The sequence below is a fragment of the Microtetraspora fusca genome (assembly GCF_001570365.1).
Taxonomy (GTDB): Bacteria; Actinomycetota; Actinomycetes; order Streptosporangiales; family Streptosporangiaceae; genus Microtetraspora; species Microtetraspora fusca.
On record NZ_BBYK01000038.1, the window covers coordinates 549,906 to 566,573 of the forward strand.

A 16,668-nucleotide genomic window follows, 5' to 3' on the forward strand; every position below is an offset into this window, starting at 1 on the left:
CTAGACACCTACATTCTCGGCCGTCGGTGCGGCGTTGATGCCAGCCTTCGACGCGGTAATTTCGGATATGTTCGCAGCGCCGCCAGTACCGAAAGCTTCCAGTTCGCTGGGTGCGAGGCAGATGATCACCTGAGCAGCCTCCAGGTCCGGCACGTCCTCCAGCGGGCCACTCCGCAGCGCGGTCACCCGTTCGACGTCCAACACCTGCCGCACCAACGGCGTCCCCAGGAAGCCTTGCTGCGCAGAGAGCAGAAAGTCGCTCGGCTTCATGGCGTCAGACTACGACGCCACCCGACATCTCCAAGGCGTTTTCCGGTTACATCTCGTGGAGTGACATCGTCACGGTGTTGGCGATCACGGCCTAGGGGTCAAAGCGCGTGGGCGGTGCTGGTCGCGACCGGCCGAAGAGCCGCAGCGCGGCCAGCGACCGCCCGACGCGGGGACTGTAAGAACAACGGCTCTGTCTCTCTCTTTCGGCTCTGTCGCAGATTCGGTGGTAACGAAGCGTCCCGGCACGCAACGGTAAGCCGTGCATGATCTCGACAAGCTTGTGAATGTGGTGTTCTCCGGATTATCGCCACTGGTCGTGAAGGACGTGGCAGACGAGGGCGAGTGGATCCAGGCGCGGGCGCGAACCCCGGACAGGCCGGTCGCCTGTCCGGGCTGCGGCACTGAGACGACGCGTGTACACGGCTATCACGAGCGGAGCGTTGCCGATGTCCCGGTCGATGCACGCCGTGTGCTGGTGGTGGTGCGGATTCGACGTTTGGTCTGCCCGACGCGCGGCTGCCGCCAGACCTTCCGGGAACAACTGCCCGGCGTGCTGGAACGCTACCAGCGGCGCACGCCCCGAATGGCCTCCCAGATCGGCGCGGTGGTCCGTGAACTGGCCGGACGCGCCAGTGAGCGAGTCATGTCCGCGCCGGCCGTGCGGCTGTCTCGGCATACCGCCCTGCGCATCCTGCTGCGCCTGGCCCTGCCCAAGCGGCGGGTGCCCGAGTGCTGGGGGTGGACGACTTCGCCCTGCGTCGGCGCCGCCACTACGCCACCGTGCTGATCAACGCCGAGACCCGCGAGCGCATCGACGTCCTGCCCGGCCGCACGGCCGATGTCCTGGAGGCCTGGCTGCGCGCCCATCCCGGAGTACAGATCGTCTGCCGGGACGGCTCGGACGCCTATGCCGAAGCGATCCGCCGCGCGCTGCCGGACGCCGTCCAGGTGGCCGACCGGTGGCACCTATGGCACAACTTCGACGAGGCCGTCCTCAAAGGAGTCGCCGGCCACAGCGCCTGCTGGGCCAAGGCCGGACCGCCCCCGCGGGACGGCACACGCGCCCAGACCACCCGCGAGCGCTGGCGACAGGTCCACGACCTGCTCGGCAAAGGTGTCGGCCTGCTGGAGTGCGCCCGCCGGCTGAACCTGTCCCTCAACACGGTCAAACGCTACGGCCACGTGGCGAGGATCTCGATACCGATCACCCTGCCGTTCTCGTCCAGGTCCAGGTTCACCATCGGACTGTCCACGGTCACCATTTCAGCCACGCCACCGGGCGGAATCGGGCCGTGCAGGGAAACGTAGGCCGCTCCGGCTTGAGGATCGTACGTCCACGTGCCGGGGTGCTCTTCCAAGGACATCCGGTCTCCTGTTAGCAGGGGTGTTAGCAAGATCCCAGATTTGTCCGGACAAAGACAAGGCCCCTGACCGCGAACCCGCTGGTCAGGGGCCTTCCACATCCGAGCCGCCTTGGGGAATCGAACCCCAGACCTTCTGTTTACAAGACAGATGCTCTGCCGATTGAGCTAAGGCGGCGTGCCGCCCACGAGTTTAGTGGGCTGGAGGCCGTACCGTCACCGACGTTTCTACCGACGACGACGGCGGGCGACCTCGTAGAGGGCGATGCCTGCCGCGACGCCCGCGTTGAGCGACTCGGCGGCGGCGTTCATGGGGATGCGTACGACCTGGTCACACGACTCGCGGACCAGGCGGGACAGCCCCTTGCCCTCGGAGCCGACGACCACGACCAGCGGCTCGGTCACCAGATCGACGTCTCCGACGTCGACGGTCGCCCCGCCGTCCAGGCCGATGACGAACAGGCCGCTCTCGCGGTACGCCTGGAGCGTCTGGGTGAGGTTGGCCGCGCGGGCGACGGGCAGGTTGGCCAGCGTGCCCGCCGACGTCTTCCACGCCCCGGCCGTGACACCGGCGGAACGGCGTGACGGCACGAGCAGGCCGTGCGCCCCGAACGCGGTGGCGGACCGAGCGATGGCGCCGAGGTTACGCGGGTCGGTCACCCCGTCGAGGGCGACGATCAGCGGCACCTCGGCGGCGTCCTGCGCCCGCTCCACCAGGTCGGACGGGTGGGCGTATTCGTACGGCGGGATCTGCAGCCCGATCCCCTGGTGGACGTTGCCCTCGGTCAGTCGGTCGAGCTTCTCGCGCGAGACCTCCAGCAGCGCGATGCCGCGGCCAGCGGCGATCTTGATGGCCTCGCGGACGCGGTCGTCGCTCTCGATGCGCTGGGCGACGTAGAGGGCGTTCGCGGGCACGCCTGCCCGCAGCGCCTCGACGACCGGGTTACGGCCGCCGATGACCTCCGGCGCGTCCTCGCGGCGCGCCTTGGACTGCGCGCGAGCGGGTCGCGCCACGCCGGCGGCCTCGCGCTCTATCCGCTCGGCACGCGCCTTGTCCTTGAACCAGTGGCGCATGTGGGCAGGAGGCGTCGCACCCCTGCCCGCGAGCGAACTGCGGCCCTTGCCGCCGGTTCCCCTGGTGGACCCCTGCCTCCGTGAGGGCTTCCCTGAAGCCTTTCCCGCCATGGTCTCTAGGGTAGGGGCACCGCTAGCGTGCCAACTCCCAGCGCGGCCCCTGGGGGGTGTCCTCGACCACCACACCGGCGGCGGCGAGCTGCTCGCGGATGGCGTCGGCCGCGGCGTAGTCCTTGCGGGCCCGCGCCGCCTGGCGCTGCTCCAGAGCGACCGCGACCAGGGCATCCACCACCTCGCGCAGCCCGGAGTCCCCGGTGCTGCGCCACTGCTCGGACCGCGGGTCGAGGCCGAGCACGTCGAGCATGTTCTGCGTCTCGGCCAGCAGCCGCGCGACCTGCTCCTTGTTGCCCTGGGCCAGCGCGACGTTGCCCTCGCGTACGACCTCGTGGATCACAGCGAGCGCCTGCGGGACATTGAGGTCGTCGTTCATCGCGTCCGCGAACGCCTGGGGCAGCGGGGCCACGGCGTCCACGTCGTGGATCACCTCGGCGGCCCGGGTGACGAAGCCTTCGATGCGCCGGTATCCGGCGGCCGCCTCCAGCAACGCCTCCTCGGAGTAGTCGATCTCCGAGCGGTAGTGCGCCGCGACCAGGTAGTACCGCAGCTCGACCGCCCGAACCTTGCGCAGCATGTCCGGGATGAGCAGCGAGTTGCCCAGCGACTTGCTCATCTTCTCGCCGCCGAGCTTGAGCATGCCGTTGTGCAGCCAGTAGCGGGCGAAGCCGTCGCCCGCGGCCTGCGACTGGGCGATCTCGTTCTCGTGGTGCGGGAAGATCAGGTCGACGCCGCCGCCGTGGATGTCGAACGTGCCGCCGAGGTACTTCGTCGCCATCGCCGAGCACTCCAGGTGCCAGCCCGGCCGCCCGCGTCCCCACGGCGTGGGCCACGTCGGCTCGCCCGGCTTGGCGCCCTTCCACAGGGCGAAGTCGCGCGCGTCGCGCTTGAGCGAGTCGGTGTCGGTGTCCCCCGCCGCCCGCATGTTCTCCAGCTTCTGGTTGGAGAGCTTGCCGTACCGGTCGGCGTAGGACACCACGTCGAAGTAGACATCGCCGCCCGAGGCGTAGGCGTGCCCCTTGTCGATGAGCCGGCGCATCAGGTCGACCATCTCGGGGACGTGGCCCATGGCGCGCGGCTCGACGGTCGGCGGCAGGCATCCGAGCTGGTCGTACGCCCAGGTGAAGGCGCGCTGATTGCGCTCGGCCACGACGAACCAGGGGACGCCTTCCTCGGCGGCCACTCGGATGATCTTGTCGTCGAGGTCCGTGACGTTGCGGCAGAGCGTGACGTCGTAGCCCTGACGGGTCAGCCACCGCCGGAGCACGTCGAAGTTGAGGCCCGACCGGATGTGACCGATGTGCGGCGGAGCCTGGACGGTCGCACCACACAAATACATCGAGACCCGGCCGGGCTCGACCGGTACGAAATCGCGGACCGTACGCGTGCTGGTGTCGTAGAGGTTCAGGCTCACGAAGGCAAGGCTAATGCCTCACGCCGCACCACAGGCCTACTTACGGGACGGTGTGGCCCATCAGAGTGAACCGGTGTCCCCCTCGCAACACATGGCACCGGACACGACCCGGGAAAACGCTCAGCGGAGATATACCTTTTGCGGCTTTATGTGGACGATCACCCGCTCGCTGTCCGGGTGCGGCTCCTCCCAGGACCTTCCGGCGTACTTGAGGGACAGCTCCTCGATCAACGCGCCCGACGGGTCGTCCTCCATCTCCACCATGCCTCTGACCTCGACGTACCTGTACGGGTTCGCCGGGTCGATCACCACGATCGTGACCCGCGGGTCGCGCTCGAAGTTCCGGTGCTTGCGACGGCCCTTGACCGTGGAGAAGAGGATGTCGTCGCCGCCGGTGCTGACCCAGACGACCGACGCCTGCGGTGCTCCATCGGGGTTGAGACTCACAACCGTCGCGAAGTTCTTTCCGTCGAAAAGCTCGCGCACGCCGTCAGGCAACATCGCGTCCTCCGGTCATCATCCTTATGTGTGATATGCCGATCAGGTTACTTGTCGCCCGAGATCAGCGAGAGTGCTCCCATTCTGTAGGCTCGAAACGCCATGGATGCCTCTCCCCCCACGGCGGCAGGCACGGCCTCCCGCCCGCCCGGTTCCCCTTCCCCCGGGCTTCCGCTCGCGCTCCGCCGCGTGGCCGTCGCCATCGCGGCGCTCGCTGTCGCCCTGCTGGCCACGGCGGCCTGCGTGCTCTCCTTCGACGACATGCGCGCTCTGGCGCTGGCCGGTCAGGCGGAGCCGCGTTTCGTGTACTTCTATCCGGCCGCCTTCGACGCGCTGCTGGCCGTCGCGCTGATCAGCGTCCCGCTGGTCCGCACCGGCCGGCCGATCCTGCGCGTGCAGGCCGGGTTCATCCTGACCCTGCTGATGGCCGCCGCCGCGACGGCGACCGCGGCGACCTCCACGGGCGCGACCCCCGACCCGAGGCAGGCCGCCATCGTCGTGGCGCTGCTCCCCTGGGTCATGTTGAGCATCGGGCTCTGGCTGCTGCTGCTCCTCGCCAAGCAGGCTCAGGCGTACTGGTCCGAACGCGACTCGGCGACGGACGCCGCCGAGATCGTCCCCTTCGCGGGCGACGACCGGCCGCATACGGTCGAGACGCCCGCGGCCGCGCACGCCCCGGAGCCTCCCACGCCGCAGCCGGAGCCGACCGCCCCCGAGCCCGCACGGCAGGAGCCCGCCGAGCCGCCGGCCGCTCCGGCGACCGGCCAGACGCCCGAGACGGACGCGCCCGTACGGCAGGAGCCCTCCGCGGCCTCCCACCATGACGAGCCGGCCGCCCAGGACGCCGCGGAGGCGGAGCCGGCGGGCGACCGACCCAACCGGCCCCTCCGTTGGGGCGACCTCGTCCGGCCGCACGCCGGCGACGTCCTCGTCCACCCGCTCCCGCTCACCACGCCGGAGGAGACCCCCGAGGAGCCCGAGCAGCCCGAGCAGGCGGCTCAGGACGCTCACGACGAGGCGCGGGCCGCGGAGGCGGATGTCGACACCCAGCCGCTCCGCGTGATCTCCGACGTCCCCGACCCGGCCCACGACTCCGACGCCGCCGACGAAGAGGAAACCCGGCAGGCCGGGCGCCCGTACGGCACGGCAGGGGAGGCCGGAGACGAGCCGATGCCCGCGGATCCGCCCTCCCGCCACATGCGCAGCACCCCGCTCCCGCCGGAGTGACCGGCGCCTGAAGACACGAGTAGGCCCGCCCGGCCCCGTAGGAGGGGCCGGGCGGGCCTACTGCTGCCGAGGGACGGCCGCGCGCGAGGGGCGTCGGCGGCGCCTCCCCCGGGGCGGCTCTGACGCGGAGACGGCTCAGACTCGGCTTCGACCTCGGATGCCGGCGACGATGCCGACACCGATGACGGCGAGCACGACCTGCATGATCAGCTCGATCCAGTCGATGCCCGGTGTGGTCTCGACGCCGAGGACCTGGGCGATGGCGGTGCCGATGAGGGCCGCCACGATTCCGACGACGATGGTGAGGATCCAGCCGATCGGCTGCCTGCCGGGGAGGAACAGGCGCCCCAGTGCACCGATCACCGCTCCGATCACAATGGCCCCGAGAATGGATTCGATGGTCATAATCGACCTCCCTTGAGGGTGACTCTTCACCGTCAAGGGAGATCACTACCCATCCGCTCCGAGATATTCCTTTACCTTGGCGCCATTTACTCTTTGCGCCCCCTCAGCCGGGTGACCGCGTACACGCCGACGATGGCGAGGAGCAATTGGATGAGGTGTTCCGTCCAGTCGATGCCCCGGGTGTTCGCGACGCCGAGGACATCCGCGATCAGCGAGCCGATCAGTGCGGCCACGATGCCGACGATGATCGTGAGCCCGATGCTGATGTTCTGGCGGCCCGGAAGTATCAGCCGCGCGAGCGCCCCGATGATGATGCCGATGATGATGGCACCGACGACCGCTCCGATCATTGCCAGCCCCCCGTCGAAGTGACGCACGTTCGAGGGGGTTTTACCCGGCTTGCTGACGAATCATCGAAAATGGGGCGGCGACCCTTTCCGCGCCTGGATTCCGGATCGCCGCCCCCGTGCTGAATAGGACGCCCTCGCCCTGATGCAGGTTTGCATGCCCCCTTGGATGGGGGTTGCCCCTTCTGTCAGGACGGTTGCCGGGCTGGGCCGGCACAGGGCCGGCCTGTACGCCTCAGCCGAAGACGATCGCGGTCGCGATGGCCGCGACACCCTCACCGCGTCCGGTGAGCCCCAGCCCGTCCGTCGTGGTGGCGCTGACGCTCACCGGAGCCCCCACAGCGGCCCCCAGAGCCTTCTCCGCCTCCGTACGGCGCGGCGCGAGCTTGGGCCGGTTGCCGATGACCTGGACCGCCACGTTGCCGATCTGGAAGCCGGCGGCCCTCACCTGGCGGGCCGCCTCCTCCAGCAGGGCAGCGCCCGAGGCTCCGGCCCAGCGGGGGTCGGCGGTGCCGAAGAGGCCGCCGAGATCGCCGAGGCCCGCAGCCGAGAGGATGGCGTCACAGCACGCGTGCGCTGCGGCGTCCCCGTCGGAATGCCCGGCGAGGCCGGTCTCCCCTGGCCAGTGCAGCCCGGCGAGGTGGAGCGGACGGCCGGATGCGAAAGGGTGGACATCGACACCGATGCCCACCCTTGGAGATCTCGTGTTCAGGAGTTCAGCACCTCGTCCAGCAGTGCCTCGGCCTTGTCCTCGTTGGTCTTCTCCGCCAGCGCCAGCTCACTGACCAGGATCTGCCGTGCCTTCGCAAGCATCCGCTTCTCACCGGCGGAGAGCCCGCGCTCCTTGTCGCGTCGCCACAGGTCGCGGACGACCTCGGCCACCTTGTTGACGTCACCGGACGCCAGCTTCTCCAGGTTGGCCTTGTAGCGGCGGGACCAGTTCGTGGGCTCCTCCGTGTGCGGCATGCGAAGCACGTCGAAGACGCGCTCAAGGCCTTCCTGGCCGACGACATCACGCACACCGACGAGTTCGGCGTTTTCGGCTGGCACCTGGACGGTGAGGTCGCCTTTGTCGACCTTCAGCACCAGGTAGGTCTTTTCCTCACCCTTGATGGTTCGGGTCGTGATGGCCTCGATCCGAGCAGCCCCATGGTGGGGGTAGACGACAGTGTCGCCGACCTGGAAAGTCATGTGACAAGTACCCCTTCCGCTGTACTCCAGAGTACCACGCGCCGCCAGGCTCTCGGAACAGTGAAATGAGCATAACTGCAGGTCAAGCCCTCATTTTAGGACTTGACAAGCAGTCGACTCTGTGAATGGCAAAGCGGGACATACCGGATGACCTGCAAAACCGGCCCCCTTAGCAGGAGGCCGCGTCCGTGACCACGGCGTGACGCGGATATGGTGTTTGCTGCTCAAAAACGTGTATATCAAGGAGATTCGAACCGTGAGCAGCACCAGCCGCCGCAGAGCGATCGCCGTTGCCGCGCTCCTCGCCGTCGCCCCTGCGTTGGCCGCGTGCGGCGCCGGGTTCGACGCCAACGTCAACGTTCCGTACGCACCGACCGAGGCGGGCGTCCACATCAGCGGCACCGGCGTGGACAGCGAGTACGGCCACAAGGGCGTCAAGATCAGCCAGGCCTTCATCCTGGGCCCCGAGGTCGGCGCCCAGATCGCTGCAGGCGGCTCCGCACCGCTGTACCTCACCATGGTGAACACCAACCCCGGCGCCGACGCCCTCACCGCGATCGTCCCCGACGCCGAGCAGGCGACGTCCGTGCGGATCCCCAACGCGTTCCAGCTCACGCCCGACACGCTGACGAAGTCCTCGAACACCACCGTCGAGGGGCTCAAGCAGCGGCTGCTCGGCGGCGAGACCGTGAAGCTGACGCTCAAGTTCAAGAACGCGGGCGACGTCACGATGAACGTCCCGGTCATCCCGCGCAGCCGCGAGTTCGCGACGCTGCCGCCGGCCTCGGACAACTCGCAGCCGCCGGCGACGGACACCACCGGAACGGACACCGGGACCACGGGCACCGACACCGGAGCCACCGGAACCGACACCACGACCGGCACCGACACCACGACCGGCACCGAGACGACCACCACGGGCTGATCCCACGCCCGCTGTCCCGGAGCTCGCGGACAGACGACGAACCCCTTGTCCCTGTACGGCACGGCCGTGCGGGGACAAGGGGTTTTCCGGCCTCTCAGCAGCGGGTCAGGCGTCCACGGGGTCGAACTTGTAGCCCAGGCCGCGCACGGTGAGGATGCAGCGCGGGTTGGAGGGATCGGACTCGACCTTGGCGCGCAGCCGCTTGACGTGAACGTCCAGCGTCTTGGTGTCGCCCACATAGTCCGCGCCCCAGACCCGGTCGATGAGCTGGCCCCGGGTGAGGACCCGTCCGGCGTTGCGCAGCAGCACCTCGAGAAGCTCGAACTCCTTGAGCGGGAGCTGCACGTGCTCGCCGCGCACGGCGACGACGTGCCGGTCGACGTCCATCCGGACCGGGCCGACCGCGAGGACGGCGGACTCCAGCTCCTCCACGTCGCCCTGTCGGCGGAGCACGGCGCGGATGCGGGCCACCAGCTCCCGCGAGGAGAAGGGCTTGGTGACGTAGTCGTCCGCGCCCAGTTCGAGGCCCACCACCTTGTCGATCTCGCTGTCCTTGGCGGTCAGCATGATGACGGGGACCTTGGAGCGCTGCCGGAGAATACGGCACACCTCCGTACCCGGCAGGCCGGGAAGCATCAGGTCGAGCAGGACGAGGTCCGCGCCGTTGCGGTCGAAGGCGTCCAGCGCCTCAGGCCCGCTGGCCGCCACGGCCACCTCGAAGCCTTCCTTACGGAGCATGTAGGAGAGGGCGTCCGAGAACGACTCCTCGTCCTCGACGACGAGTACCCGGGTCACTTCGCGGCCTCCATGGGGGTCGTTGTGCTTGCTGGCGCCCCCGCCGTGCTCCCGTACGCGGGAAGGCGGAGGGTGAAGGTGGATCCGGAGCCTTCCTTGCTCCAGACCGTGACCTCGCCGCCGTGGGCGGCGGCGACGTGCTTGACGATGGCGAGCCCGAGGCCGGTGCCCCCCGTCGCCCGCGACCGGGCGGTGTCCACCCGGAAGAAGCGCTCGAAGATGCGCTCCTGGGCGAACTCGGGGATGCCGATGCCCTGGTCGCTGACGCTCACCTCGACCGAGTCGCCCACGGGCCGGACGCTGACCACGACCCGGGTCTGCTCGGGGCTGTAGGCCACGGCGTTGTCGATGAGGTTGTGCAGGGCGGTGACCAGCAGGTCCTCGTCGCCCCAGGTGCGCAGACCCTCGCGGCCGCCCGCGACGAGCGTGATGCTCTTGGCCGACGCCTTGGTGTTGCAGCGGTCGATCGCCTCGTGGACGACGTCGTCGACGGACACCGCGCCCGGCGTCGGGATGGGGTCGGCGCCCTGGATCCGGGAGAGGGTGATCAGGTCCTGAACCAGGTACGTCAGCCGCGCCGCCTCGTGCTGCATGCGGCCGGCGAAGCGGGTCACCGCCTCGGGGTCGTCGGCCGCGTCCTGGATGGTCTCGGCGAGCAGGCTCAGCGCGCCGACCGGCGTCTTGAGCTCGTGGCTGACGTTGGCCACGAAGTCGCGCCTGACCGCCTCGACCCGGCGGCTCTCGGTCTGGTCCTCGGCCAGGACGAGCACCTGCCCGTGCGAGCCGAGCGGGGCCACTCGTACGGCGAAGGTGGTCGACTCCTGGCCGAACCTGCGCCCCGCGGTCTCGATCTCGCTCTCGCGGATCTCGCCGTCCCTGCGGACCTTCCGCGCCAGGGCGAGCAGTTCGGCGGCCATGAGGGACTCACCGCGCACCAGGCCGAAGGCGCGCGCCGCGGAGCTCGCGCGCAGCACCCTGTCGTCCCGGTCCAGTACCACCGCCGACGAGGGGAGCACCGCGAGGACCGAGGCCACGCCGGACGACAGCATGTCGTCGGGCACTTCGGGGCGCTGCTCGTGCTCGGACTGGCGGCTGATCGCCAGCATGACGACGGCCCCCAGGATGAACCCCGCCATCGCCGCCAGGCTGGCCAGCAACTCGTTCACGGTTCCCAATGTAGGCGGCGCTTCCAAGGGGATATCCTCCCATTTGGCGCGTGACCATGGCTTTTCCGGAAAAGTTCATCTGACGGTCGAAGTTCGTTCACGGAACGCCGCGTAGCGTGATCGGCATGCGCGACGCCTACCACGATGAGCTGGAAGCCCTTACCGACCGCCTGGTGGAGATGACCCGGCTCGTCCGCTCCGCCGTTTCGCGGAGCACCACCGCACTGCTGGACGCCGATCTCCAGCTCGCGGAGAACGTGATCTCCCGGGACGAGGAGGTCAACCGCCTCTACGCCGAGATCGAGACGTCCATCTACGAGGTGATGGCCACCCAGCAGCCGGTGGCCGTCGACCTGCGCACCGTGATCACCGCGCTGCGCATGGCCTCCAACCTGGAACGCATGGGCGACCACGCCGAGCACATCGCGAAGGTGGCGCGGATGCGTCACCCGGAGTCGGCGATCCCGGCCGAGCTGCGCGACACCTTCGTGGAGATGGGCGCGATCGCCGAACGCCTGATCGTCAAGACCGGCAGCTGCATCGTCTCGCGCGACGTCGAGATGGCCAAGGAGCTGGAGAGCGACGACGACGCCATGGACCGGCTGCACCGCCGGCTCTTCCGGGTGCTGCTGGACAAGGGGTGGTCGCACGGCATCGAGGCGGCGATCGACATCACCCTCGTCGGCCGTTACTACGAGCGGTACGCCGACCACGCCGTCAGCGTGGCGCGCGACGTCGTCTACCTCGTCACCGGCTCGCGGTACCCGGACTGAGGTCCGGCGCCGGGCGACCGGTGAAATACCGACGGCGCGGCGGGGAGCCTCCCCTGCCGCGCCGTCTCGCGTCCGTCCCTGGTCGGGGGTGTCAGCGGCCCTGGTTGGCCACGGCCTCGATGGCGGCCGCGGCGGCGTGCGGGTCGAGGTAGTCGCCGCCCGGGTTCAGCGGGCGGAAGTTCGCGTCCAGCTCGTAGCGCAGCGGGATGCCCGTCGGGATGTTGAGCTTGGCGATCGACGCGTCGTCGATGCCGTCGAGGTGCTTGACCAGGGCGCGCAGCGAGTTGCCGTGCGCGACGACCAGGACGGTCCGGTTCGCGGCGAGGTCCGGCACGATGTGGTCGTACCAGTACGGCAGCATCCGGTCGACGACGTCCTTGAGGCACTCGGTCCTCGGCATGAGCTCCGGCGGGAGCAGGGCGTACCGCGGGTCTCCGACCTGCGAGTACTCGTCGCCGTCGGCGATCGGCGGCGGCGGGGTGTCGTAGGAGCGGCGCCACAGCATGAACTGCTCGTCGCCGAACTCCGCGCGGGTCTGGGCCTTGTCCTTGCCCTGGAGCGCGCCGTAGTGGCGCTCGTTCAGCCGCCAGGAGCGGTGGACGGGCAGCCACAGCAGGTCGGCCACCTCCAGCGCCAGGTTGGCCGTCCTGATCGCCCGGGTCAGGAGCGAGGTGTGCACCACATCGGGGCGGACGCCGGCGTCGAGCAGGAGCTGCCCGCCGCGCCGCGCCTCATCCTCGCCCGTCGGGGAGAGCGTGACATCCACCCACCCGGTGAACAGGCCCTTGACGTTCCACTCGCTCTCGCCATGCCGAAGCAGCACCAAAGTCGCCATAAGCAGAAAGCTTAGTCCGTACGGCTTATGCGGGGTTCCTCGCCGGATCGGCGAACCGGGCGAAAGCCTGCAGGTTGACGAGGGACTCGCCCCGCTTGACCCGCCACTCCCACTCCTTGCGGATGGAGGAGGCGAACCCGAGTTCGAGCGCCCGGTCGAAGGATTCGTCGGAGTAGGTGAGCACGCAGCCGAGCACGCGGTCGATCTCGGTCTCGGTCACCGCGTCGAAGGGCACCCGGCCGACGAGGTAGACGTCGCCCTCGGCGTCGAGCGCGAAGTGGACGCCATACATGGAGCCGTTCTTGGTCAGCAGCCATCGGTAGAACTCGGCGTGGTTCTCGTCCGGCTGCCGGCAGAAGAACGCCTCCACGTTGAGCGCCTGGTCGCCGAGGACGAGCCAGGTCATGGTGGCGAGCTTGTGCTGTCCGGGCAGCCTGACCAGGAACGCCCCTGGGCGCGGCAGCTCGTAGGCGAGGTCGGCGGCCTTCAGCGCGTCCTCGATCACGCCTTCCAGATCACTCATGTCTCCTCCTCGCCGGGCGGGGCCGTGCTCCCCTGCCCCGCCGTCCGAAGCGCGAACTTCGGAACCGCCGGTTTTTTCCCAGACTAGAGCTCAGGAGTTGACGGCGACCGGGACGCGGGGCAGCCGGGCCATCGCCCCCGCGTACACGTCCACGAGCCGGGCGGCCGTGGCCGACCAGCCGAAGGCCGCCGCGTGCCGTACGGCGTTGCCGGAGAGGTATTCGAGCCAGGCGGGCCGGCCGAGGAGGCCGTGCAGTGCCACCGCCCACTCGTTGGGGTCGTGCCCGTCCACGAGGATGCCGGACGCGCCGTCCTTGACGGCGGTGCGCAGGCCGCCCACGGAGGCGGCGACGACGGGGGTGCCGCACGCCTGGGACTCCAGGGCGACCAGCCCGAAGGACTCGTTGTGGGAGGGGACGACGGTCACGTCCGCCGCCCGGTACCAGTCGGCCAGCTCGCGCTGCGGCGCGGGCGGCGCGAGCCGTACGACGTCGGTGATGCCGAGCTCCGCGGACAGCTCGGTGAGCAGGGACGGACGGGCCAGGCCGTTGCCGCTGGGGCCGCCCACGAAGGCCACGACGAGCCGGGAGCGCAGGGACGGATCCCGCTCCAGCATCCGGGCGACCGCCTTCATGAGCACGTCGGGCCCCTTCAGCGGCTGGATCCGGCCCACGAAGAGCAGCACGTGGGCGTTCTGCGGGAGGCCGAGGCGGCGCCGGGCCGCCCCCTTGGACGCGGGCTGGAAGACGGTCAGGTTCACGCCGGGGTTGACGACGGCCACCCGCTCATCGGGCGCGTCGTAGAGCTCGATCAGCTCGCGCGCCTCGTCGGCGGTGTTGGCCACCAGGCGGTCGGCCACGCCGACGACCTGCTCCTCTCCGAGCACGCGCGCGGCGGGCTCGGGCCGATCGCCCTCGGCGAGCAGCAGGTTCTTCACCTTGGCCATGGTGTGCATGGTGTGGACGAGCGGGATGCCCCAGCGCTCCTTGGCGAGCCAGCCCACCTGACCGGAAAGCCAGTAATGCGAGTGGATGACGTCGTAGCGGCCGGGGTCGTACATCGCCTCGGTGCGCAGAACGCCGGACAGGAAGCCGCAAAGCTGGGCGGGCAGGTCGGCCCGGTCCAGCTCCTCGTACGGCCCGGCGGTGACGTGCCGTACGGAGACGCCGGGCGAGATCTCGGCGGTCGGCGGCAGATCCCTGGCCGTCTGCCGGGTGAAGATCTCGACCTCGACGCCGAGGGCCGCCAGCCGTTTCGCAACCTCGACGACATACACGTTCATGCCGCCGGCGTCGCCCGTGCCGGGCTGGTCCAGCGGCGACGTGTGCATGCTGATGGTCGCCACCCGGTTGACCCGACGCCGACTCAGCGCCACCCGAACCACCTCCAGAAGGCTAGTAACCGCAAGAAACCCGGCAAGATTCCCGAATCACGCGGTTCCGCAGCCTTGCAGAGCTCCTGGAAAGATGTGAACCCGGCCCGTGGTCCGCAGCCCGGGGCGAGCAGCCGAGGTTGAAATCTGTTTGGAGCAAAGTAATGGCGAAGACGGCGGTGGTGACCGGAGCCAGCAGCGGCATCGGGGCGGCGACGGCACGGCGGCTCGCGGCGGAGGGCTTCGACGTCGTGGCCGCGGCCCGGCGGCGCGAGCGGCTCGACGCGCTGGCCGCCGAGGTGCCCGGCATCCGCCCGGCGACGCTCGACGTCACCTCACAGGAGTCCGTCGACGCCTTCGCCGCCGAGCTGGAGCGGTGCGACGTCCTGGTCAACAACGCGGGCGGCGCGTTCGGCCTCGAACCGGTGGCCTCGGCCCTCGTGGACGACTGGCAGCGCATGTACGACGTCAACGTGCTCGGCGCGCTGCGCATGACGCGCGCCCTGCTGCCCAAGCTGATCGCGTCCGGGGACGGCGTGCTGGTCATGCTCACGTCGGTCGCCGGTCTGGTCTCGTACGAGGGCGGCGGCGGATACTGCGCGGCCAAGCACGCCCAGACGTCGATGACCGAGACGCTGCGGCTGGAGCTGTGCGGCGAGCCGGTCCGCGTCGTCGAGATCGCGCCCGGCATGGTGCAGACCGAGGAGTTCTCGCTCACGCGGTTCCGGGGCGACACGGAGAAGGCCGCCAAGGTCTACGAGGGCGTGCCCGGCCCGCTCACCGCCGACGACGTGGCCGACGTGATCGCCTTCGCGGTCACCCGCCCCGCGCACGTGAACATCGACCGCCTGGTGATCCGGCCGCGCGCCCAGGCCGCCCAGCACAAGGTCCACCGGGTCTGACGTGCGGCTCGGCGAGCGCCCGCATGGCGTCTGACACGCGTACGGGTGCCCGGCCCGATATACGGTCTGGTGTGCGCAAACCTGTCGGCGAGATCACCCGTGGCACCACCGGGCACAACCGTCTGCGCCGGTCCGACCGCTGGATCGCCGCCGTCCACGCTCCGCTGCTGCACAGGGCCGCCGGGACGCCGCTCGTCGTCGACCTCGGCTACGGCGCCTCGCACGCCACCACCCTGGAGCTGTTCCTGCGGCTGCGCGCGGTGTGCCCGCGGGTCGAGGTCGTGGGCGTCGAGATCGATCCGGCGCGCGTGGCGGCGGCCCTGCCGTACGAGCGGGAGGGGCTCGCCTTCGTCAGGGGCGGCTTCGAGCTGCCGGTGCCGCGCCCCCCGCTGGTCGTGCGGGCCTTCAACGTGCTCAGGCAGTACGCCGAGGCCGAGGCCTGGGCGTACTGGGACCTGCTGCGCTCGCGGATCGCCCCGGACGGCGTGATCGTCGAGGGCACCTGCTCCGAGGTCGGCCACCGCGCGGTGTGGGCCGCGCTCGGGGCCGAGGGGCCGCGCACGCTGACGTTCGCCGCGCGGTTCGCCGGGTTCGAGCGCCCCTCGGATCTGGCCGAGCGGCTGCCCAAGACGCTCATCCACCGGAACGTCCCCGGCGAGCCGGTCCACGACTTCCTGCGCGACTGGGACCGCGCCTGGGCGAGCTGCGCGCCCTTCGCGCCGTACGGCGCCCGCCAGCGCTGGATCAGGACGGCGGAGTTGCTGACGCGGGACTGGCCGGTGGCCGTCGCGCCTCCGCTCGGCGGGCCGTCCCGCTGGCGCCTGGGCGAGCTGACCCTCCCCTGGTCCGCGGTCGCCTGAGAACGCCGGCCCTGCGCGGTATGCCAAGCGGGGCGTATGGAACGGCAAATTCAGCGGGTGGTTTCCCGGCGTGTCACCCGATTTCTCGCAGTACCCGGTCGAAGATCTCATATGCTGCGAAGTCAAACAGCACGAAACGCGCCTCGCGGACGTTCGACTCAGATCGCAGCACCGTGGTGACGGAGATCCGGGCGGCGTCGTCCATCGGCCAGCGGTAGACACCGGTGGAGACGGCGGGGAACGCGACCGTCGCCGCGCCGAGCGCGTCGGCGACCTTGAGCGACTCCCGGTAGCAGGAGGCCAGCAGGTGAGATCGGTCCTCGCTTCGCGAAAACACCGGGCCCACAGTGTGGATCACCCATCGGGCGGGCAGCCGCCCCGCCGTGGTCGCGACGGCCTCGCCCGCCGGGAGGCCGTCGCCGTACCGGGACGCGCGCAGCGCCCGGCACTCCGCCAGGATCTCGGGGCCGCCCTTCCGGTGGATCGCGCCGTCCACCCCACCGCCGCCGAGCAGCGAGGAGTTGGCCGCGTTGACGATCGCGTCCACCGCCTGCTCGGTGATGTCGCCCTGCACCAGCGTGAGCTTCATGACATGCGCCCCTCTACGGCACGTAGTA

At 70.0% G+C, this 16,668-nt stretch carries 20 protein-coding genes, 1 tRNA gene and 1 pseudogene; 6 read left to right on the top strand and 16 right to left on the bottom strand.

Features of this window, described 5'->3' with window-relative positions:
* Complete coding sequence (locus AWQ68_RS02595) at positions 1 to 270, bottom strand: hypothetical protein (protein ID WP_066933816.1); 270 nt, start codon at positions 268 to 270, stop codon at positions 1 to 3.
* A 259-nt stretch (positions 271 to 529) separates the two neighbouring features.
* On the opposite strand from AWQ68_RS02595, the pseudogene AWQ68_RS44580 reads away from it, so the two are divergent.
* Positions 530 to 1,485, top strand: a pseudogene (locus AWQ68_RS44580) (ISL3 family transposase); the annotation flags it as partial.
* Here AWQ68_RS44580 and AWQ68_RS46040 read toward each other — a convergent pair.
* The 5 genes from AWQ68_RS46040 to AWQ68_RS02620 all read right to left on the bottom strand — a co-directional run bounded on the left by AWQ68_RS46040 (position 1,443) and on the right by AWQ68_RS02620 (position 4,719).
* The gene (locus tag AWQ68_RS46040; RefSeq protein WP_084463574.1) at positions 1,443 to 1,733 is read right to left on the bottom strand and encodes a DUF2283 domain-containing protein; all 291 of its coding nucleotides are present in this window, start codon (positions 1,731 to 1,733) and stop codon (positions 1,443 to 1,445) included. The pseudogene AWQ68_RS44580 and the gene AWQ68_RS46040 overlap by 43 nt on opposite strands.
* 3 nt (positions 1,734 to 1,736) lie before the next feature.
* Positions 1,737 to 1,809 (bottom strand) — tRNA-Thr (locus AWQ68_RS02605).
* Positions 1,810 to 1,859: 50 nt separating this feature from the next.
* Positions 1,860 to 2,816, bottom strand: coding sequence for a 23S rRNA (guanosine(2251)-2'-O)-methyltransferase RlmB (gene rlmB / locus AWQ68_RS02610; RefSeq protein WP_066933819.1), 957 nt, complete (start codon positions 2,814 to 2,816; stop codon positions 1,860 to 1,862).
* Positions 2,817 to 2,838: 22 nt separating this feature from the next.
* On the bottom strand, positions 2,839 to 4,233 hold the full coding sequence (gene cysS, locus AWQ68_RS02615) for a cysteine--tRNA ligase (protein WP_066933822.1): 1,395 nt from the start codon (positions 4,231 to 4,233) through the stop codon (positions 2,839 to 2,841).
* Between the two features lie 120 nt (positions 4,234 to 4,353).
* Entirely contained in the window at positions 4,354 to 4,719 is a 366-nt protein-coding gene (locus tag AWQ68_RS02620) for a PPOX class F420-dependent oxidoreductase (RefSeq protein ID WP_245655711.1), read from the bottom strand.
* Between the two features lie 114 nt (positions 4,720 to 4,833).
* On the opposite strand from AWQ68_RS02620, the gene AWQ68_RS02625 reads away from it, so the two are divergent.
* The gene (locus AWQ68_RS02625) at positions 4,834 to 5,958 is read left to right on the top strand and encodes a DUF2637 domain-containing protein (RefSeq protein ID WP_084463575.1); all 1,125 of its coding nucleotides are present in this window, start codon (positions 4,834 to 4,836) and stop codon (positions 5,956 to 5,958) included.
* A 135-nt stretch (positions 5,959 to 6,093) separates the two neighbouring features.
* On the opposite strand, the gene AWQ68_RS02630 is transcribed toward AWQ68_RS02625, so the two are convergent.
* The 4 genes from AWQ68_RS02630 to AWQ68_RS02645 all read right to left on the bottom strand — a co-directional run bounded on the left by AWQ68_RS02630 (position 6,094) and on the right by AWQ68_RS02645 (position 7,901).
* Positions 6,094 to 6,363 carry a GlsB/YeaQ/YmgE family stress response membrane protein gene (locus AWQ68_RS02630; RefSeq protein ID WP_066933832.1) on the bottom strand — a complete coding sequence of 90 codons (270 nt, stop codon included), beginning with the start codon at positions 6,361 to 6,363 and terminating at the stop codon, positions 6,094 to 6,096.
* Between the two features lie 86 nt (positions 6,364 to 6,449).
* On the bottom strand, positions 6,450 to 6,713 hold the full coding sequence (locus AWQ68_RS02635; RefSeq protein ID WP_066933835.1) for a GlsB/YeaQ/YmgE family stress response membrane protein: 264 nt from the start codon (positions 6,711 to 6,713) through the stop codon (positions 6,450 to 6,452).
* A gap of 232 nt (positions 6,714 to 6,945) precedes the next feature.
* On the bottom strand, positions 6,946 to 7,401 hold the full coding sequence (ispF, locus tag AWQ68_RS02640; protein WP_066933838.1) for a 2-C-methyl-D-erythritol 2,4-cyclodiphosphate synthase: 456 nt from the start codon (positions 7,399 to 7,401) through the stop codon (positions 6,946 to 6,948).
* Positions 7,402 to 7,418: 17 nt separating this feature from the next.
* Positions 7,419 to 7,901, bottom strand: a complete 483-nt coding sequence (locus tag AWQ68_RS02645; protein WP_030510364.1) for a CarD family transcriptional regulator — start codon at positions 7,899 to 7,901, stop codon at positions 7,419 to 7,421.
* A gap of 256 nt (positions 7,902 to 8,157) precedes the next feature.
* Here AWQ68_RS02645 and AWQ68_RS02650 point away from each other — a divergent pair, with 256 nt between their 5' ends.
* On the top strand, positions 8,158 to 8,826 hold the full coding sequence (locus AWQ68_RS02650) for a copper chaperone PCu(A)C (protein ID WP_066933841.1): 669 nt from the start codon (positions 8,158 to 8,160) through the stop codon (positions 8,824 to 8,826).
* A 105-nt stretch (positions 8,827 to 8,931) separates the two neighbouring features.
* Here AWQ68_RS02650 and AWQ68_RS02655 read toward each other — a convergent pair whose 3' ends face one another.
* Together AWQ68_RS02655 and AWQ68_RS02660 are read right to left on the bottom strand one after the other, a co-directional pair.
* Entirely contained in the window at positions 8,932 to 9,621 is a 690-nt protein-coding gene (locus tag AWQ68_RS02655) for a response regulator (protein WP_066933844.1), read from the bottom strand.
* Positions 9,618 to 10,757 carry a sensor histidine kinase gene (locus AWQ68_RS02660; RefSeq protein ID WP_066934275.1) on the bottom strand — a complete coding sequence of 380 codons (1,140 nt, stop codon included), beginning with the start codon at positions 10,755 to 10,757 and terminating at the stop codon, positions 9,618 to 9,620. The genes AWQ68_RS02655 and AWQ68_RS02660 overlap by 4 nt, the downstream gene beginning before the upstream one ends.
* Before the next feature lie 155 nt (positions 10,758 to 10,912).
* Between AWQ68_RS02660 and phoU the strand changes: the two genes are divergently transcribed.
* Entirely contained in the window at positions 10,913 to 11,560 is a 648-nt protein-coding gene (phoU, locus tag AWQ68_RS02665) for a phosphate signaling complex protein PhoU (RefSeq protein ID WP_066934277.1), read from the top strand.
* A gap of 91 nt (positions 11,561 to 11,651) precedes the next feature.
* On the opposite strand, the gene AWQ68_RS02670 is transcribed toward phoU, so the two are convergent.
* The 3 genes from AWQ68_RS02670 to mshA all read right to left on the bottom strand — a co-directional run bounded on the left by AWQ68_RS02670 (position 11,652) and on the right by mshA (position 14,292).
* On the bottom strand, positions 11,652 to 12,395 hold the full coding sequence (locus AWQ68_RS02670; RefSeq protein ID WP_066933848.1) for a phosphoglyceromutase: 744 nt from the start codon (positions 12,393 to 12,395) through the stop codon (positions 11,652 to 11,654).
* Between the two features lie 25 nt (positions 12,396 to 12,420).
* Positions 12,421 to 12,918, bottom strand: coding sequence for a type III secretion system chaperone family protein (locus AWQ68_RS02675; protein WP_066933851.1), 498 nt, complete (start codon positions 12,916 to 12,918; stop codon positions 12,421 to 12,423).
* A gap of 90 nt (positions 12,919 to 13,008) precedes the next feature.
* Positions 13,009 to 14,292 (bottom strand): D-inositol-3-phosphate glycosyltransferase, encoded by a 1,284-nt coding sequence (mshA, locus tag AWQ68_RS02680; RefSeq protein WP_084463576.1) that lies wholly within the window; start codon positions 14,290 to 14,292, stop codon positions 13,009 to 13,011.
* Between the two features lie 161 nt (positions 14,293 to 14,453).
* Here mshA and AWQ68_RS02685 point away from each other — a divergent pair, with 161 nt between their 5' ends.
* The gene (locus tag AWQ68_RS02685; protein ID WP_066933854.1) at positions 14,454 to 15,191 is read left to right on the top strand and encodes an SDR family NAD(P)-dependent oxidoreductase; all 738 of its coding nucleotides are present in this window, start codon (positions 14,454 to 14,456) and stop codon (positions 15,189 to 15,191) included.
* A 71-nt stretch (positions 15,192 to 15,262) separates the two neighbouring features.
* Entirely contained in the window at positions 15,263 to 16,051 is a 789-nt protein-coding gene (locus AWQ68_RS02690; protein ID WP_157544787.1) for a class I SAM-dependent methyltransferase, read from the top strand.
* Positions 16,052 to 16,124: 73 nt separating this feature from the next.
* On the opposite strand, the gene AWQ68_RS02695 is transcribed toward AWQ68_RS02690, so the two are convergent.
* A complete protein-coding gene (locus AWQ68_RS02695) occupies positions 16,125 to 16,640 on the bottom strand; it encodes an O-acetyl-ADP-ribose deacetylase (protein WP_066933860.1) in 516 nt (171 codons plus the stop codon).
* Between the last annotated feature and the right edge of the window lie 28 nt (positions 16,641 to 16,668).

Bases quoted from the DNA above. Each gene is read 5' to 3' on its own strand.
- AWQ68_RS02675 (WP_066933851.1), bottom strand. From the start codon at position 12,918: ATGAGTGATCTGGAAGGCGTGATCGAGGACGCGCTGAAGGCCGCCGAC.
- AWQ68_RS02685 (WP_066933854.1), top strand. From the start codon at position 14,454: ATGGCGAAGACGGCGGTGGTGACCGGAGCCAGCAGCGGCATCGGGGCG.
- AWQ68_RS02595 (WP_066933816.1), bottom strand. From the start codon at position 270: ATGAAGCCGAGCGACTTTCTGCTCTCTGCGCAGCAAGGCTTCCTGGGG.
- AWQ68_RS02625 (WP_084463575.1), top strand. From the start codon at position 4,834: ATGGATGCCTCTCCCCCCACGGCGGCAGGCACGGCCTCCCGCCCGCCC.
- AWQ68_RS02670 (WP_066933848.1), bottom strand. From the start codon at position 12,395: ATGGCGACTTTGGTGCTGCTTCGGCATGGCGAGAGCGAGTGGAACGTC.
- rlmB (WP_066933819.1), bottom strand. From the start codon at position 2,816: ATGGCGGGAAAGGCTTCAGGGAAGCCCTCACGGAGGCAGGGGTCCACC.
- AWQ68_RS46040 (WP_084463574.1), bottom strand. From the start codon at position 1,733: ATGTGGAAGGCCCCTGACCAGCGGGTTCGCGGTCAGGGGCCTTGTCTT.
- phoU (WP_066934277.1), top strand. From the start codon at position 10,913: ATGCGCGACGCCTACCACGATGAGCTGGAAGCCCTTACCGACCGCCTG.
- AWQ68_RS02660 (WP_066934275.1), bottom strand. From the start codon at position 10,757: ATGGCGGGGTTCATCCTGGGGGCCGTCGTCATGCTGGCGATCAGCCGC.
- AWQ68_RS02695 (WP_066933860.1), bottom strand. From the start codon at position 16,640: ATGAAGCTCACGCTGGTGCAGGGCGACATCACCGAGCAGGCGGTGGAC.
- AWQ68_RS02645 (WP_030510364.1), bottom strand. From the start codon at position 7,901: ATGACTTTCCAGGTCGGCGACACTGTCGTCTACCCCCACCATGGGGCT.
- AWQ68_RS02630 (WP_066933832.1), bottom strand. From the start codon at position 6,363: ATGACCATCGAATCCATTCTCGGGGCCATTGTGATCGGAGCGGTGATC.
- AWQ68_RS02635 (WP_066933835.1), bottom strand. From the start codon at position 6,713: ATGATCGGAGCGGTCGTCGGTGCCATCATCATCGGCATCATCATCGGG.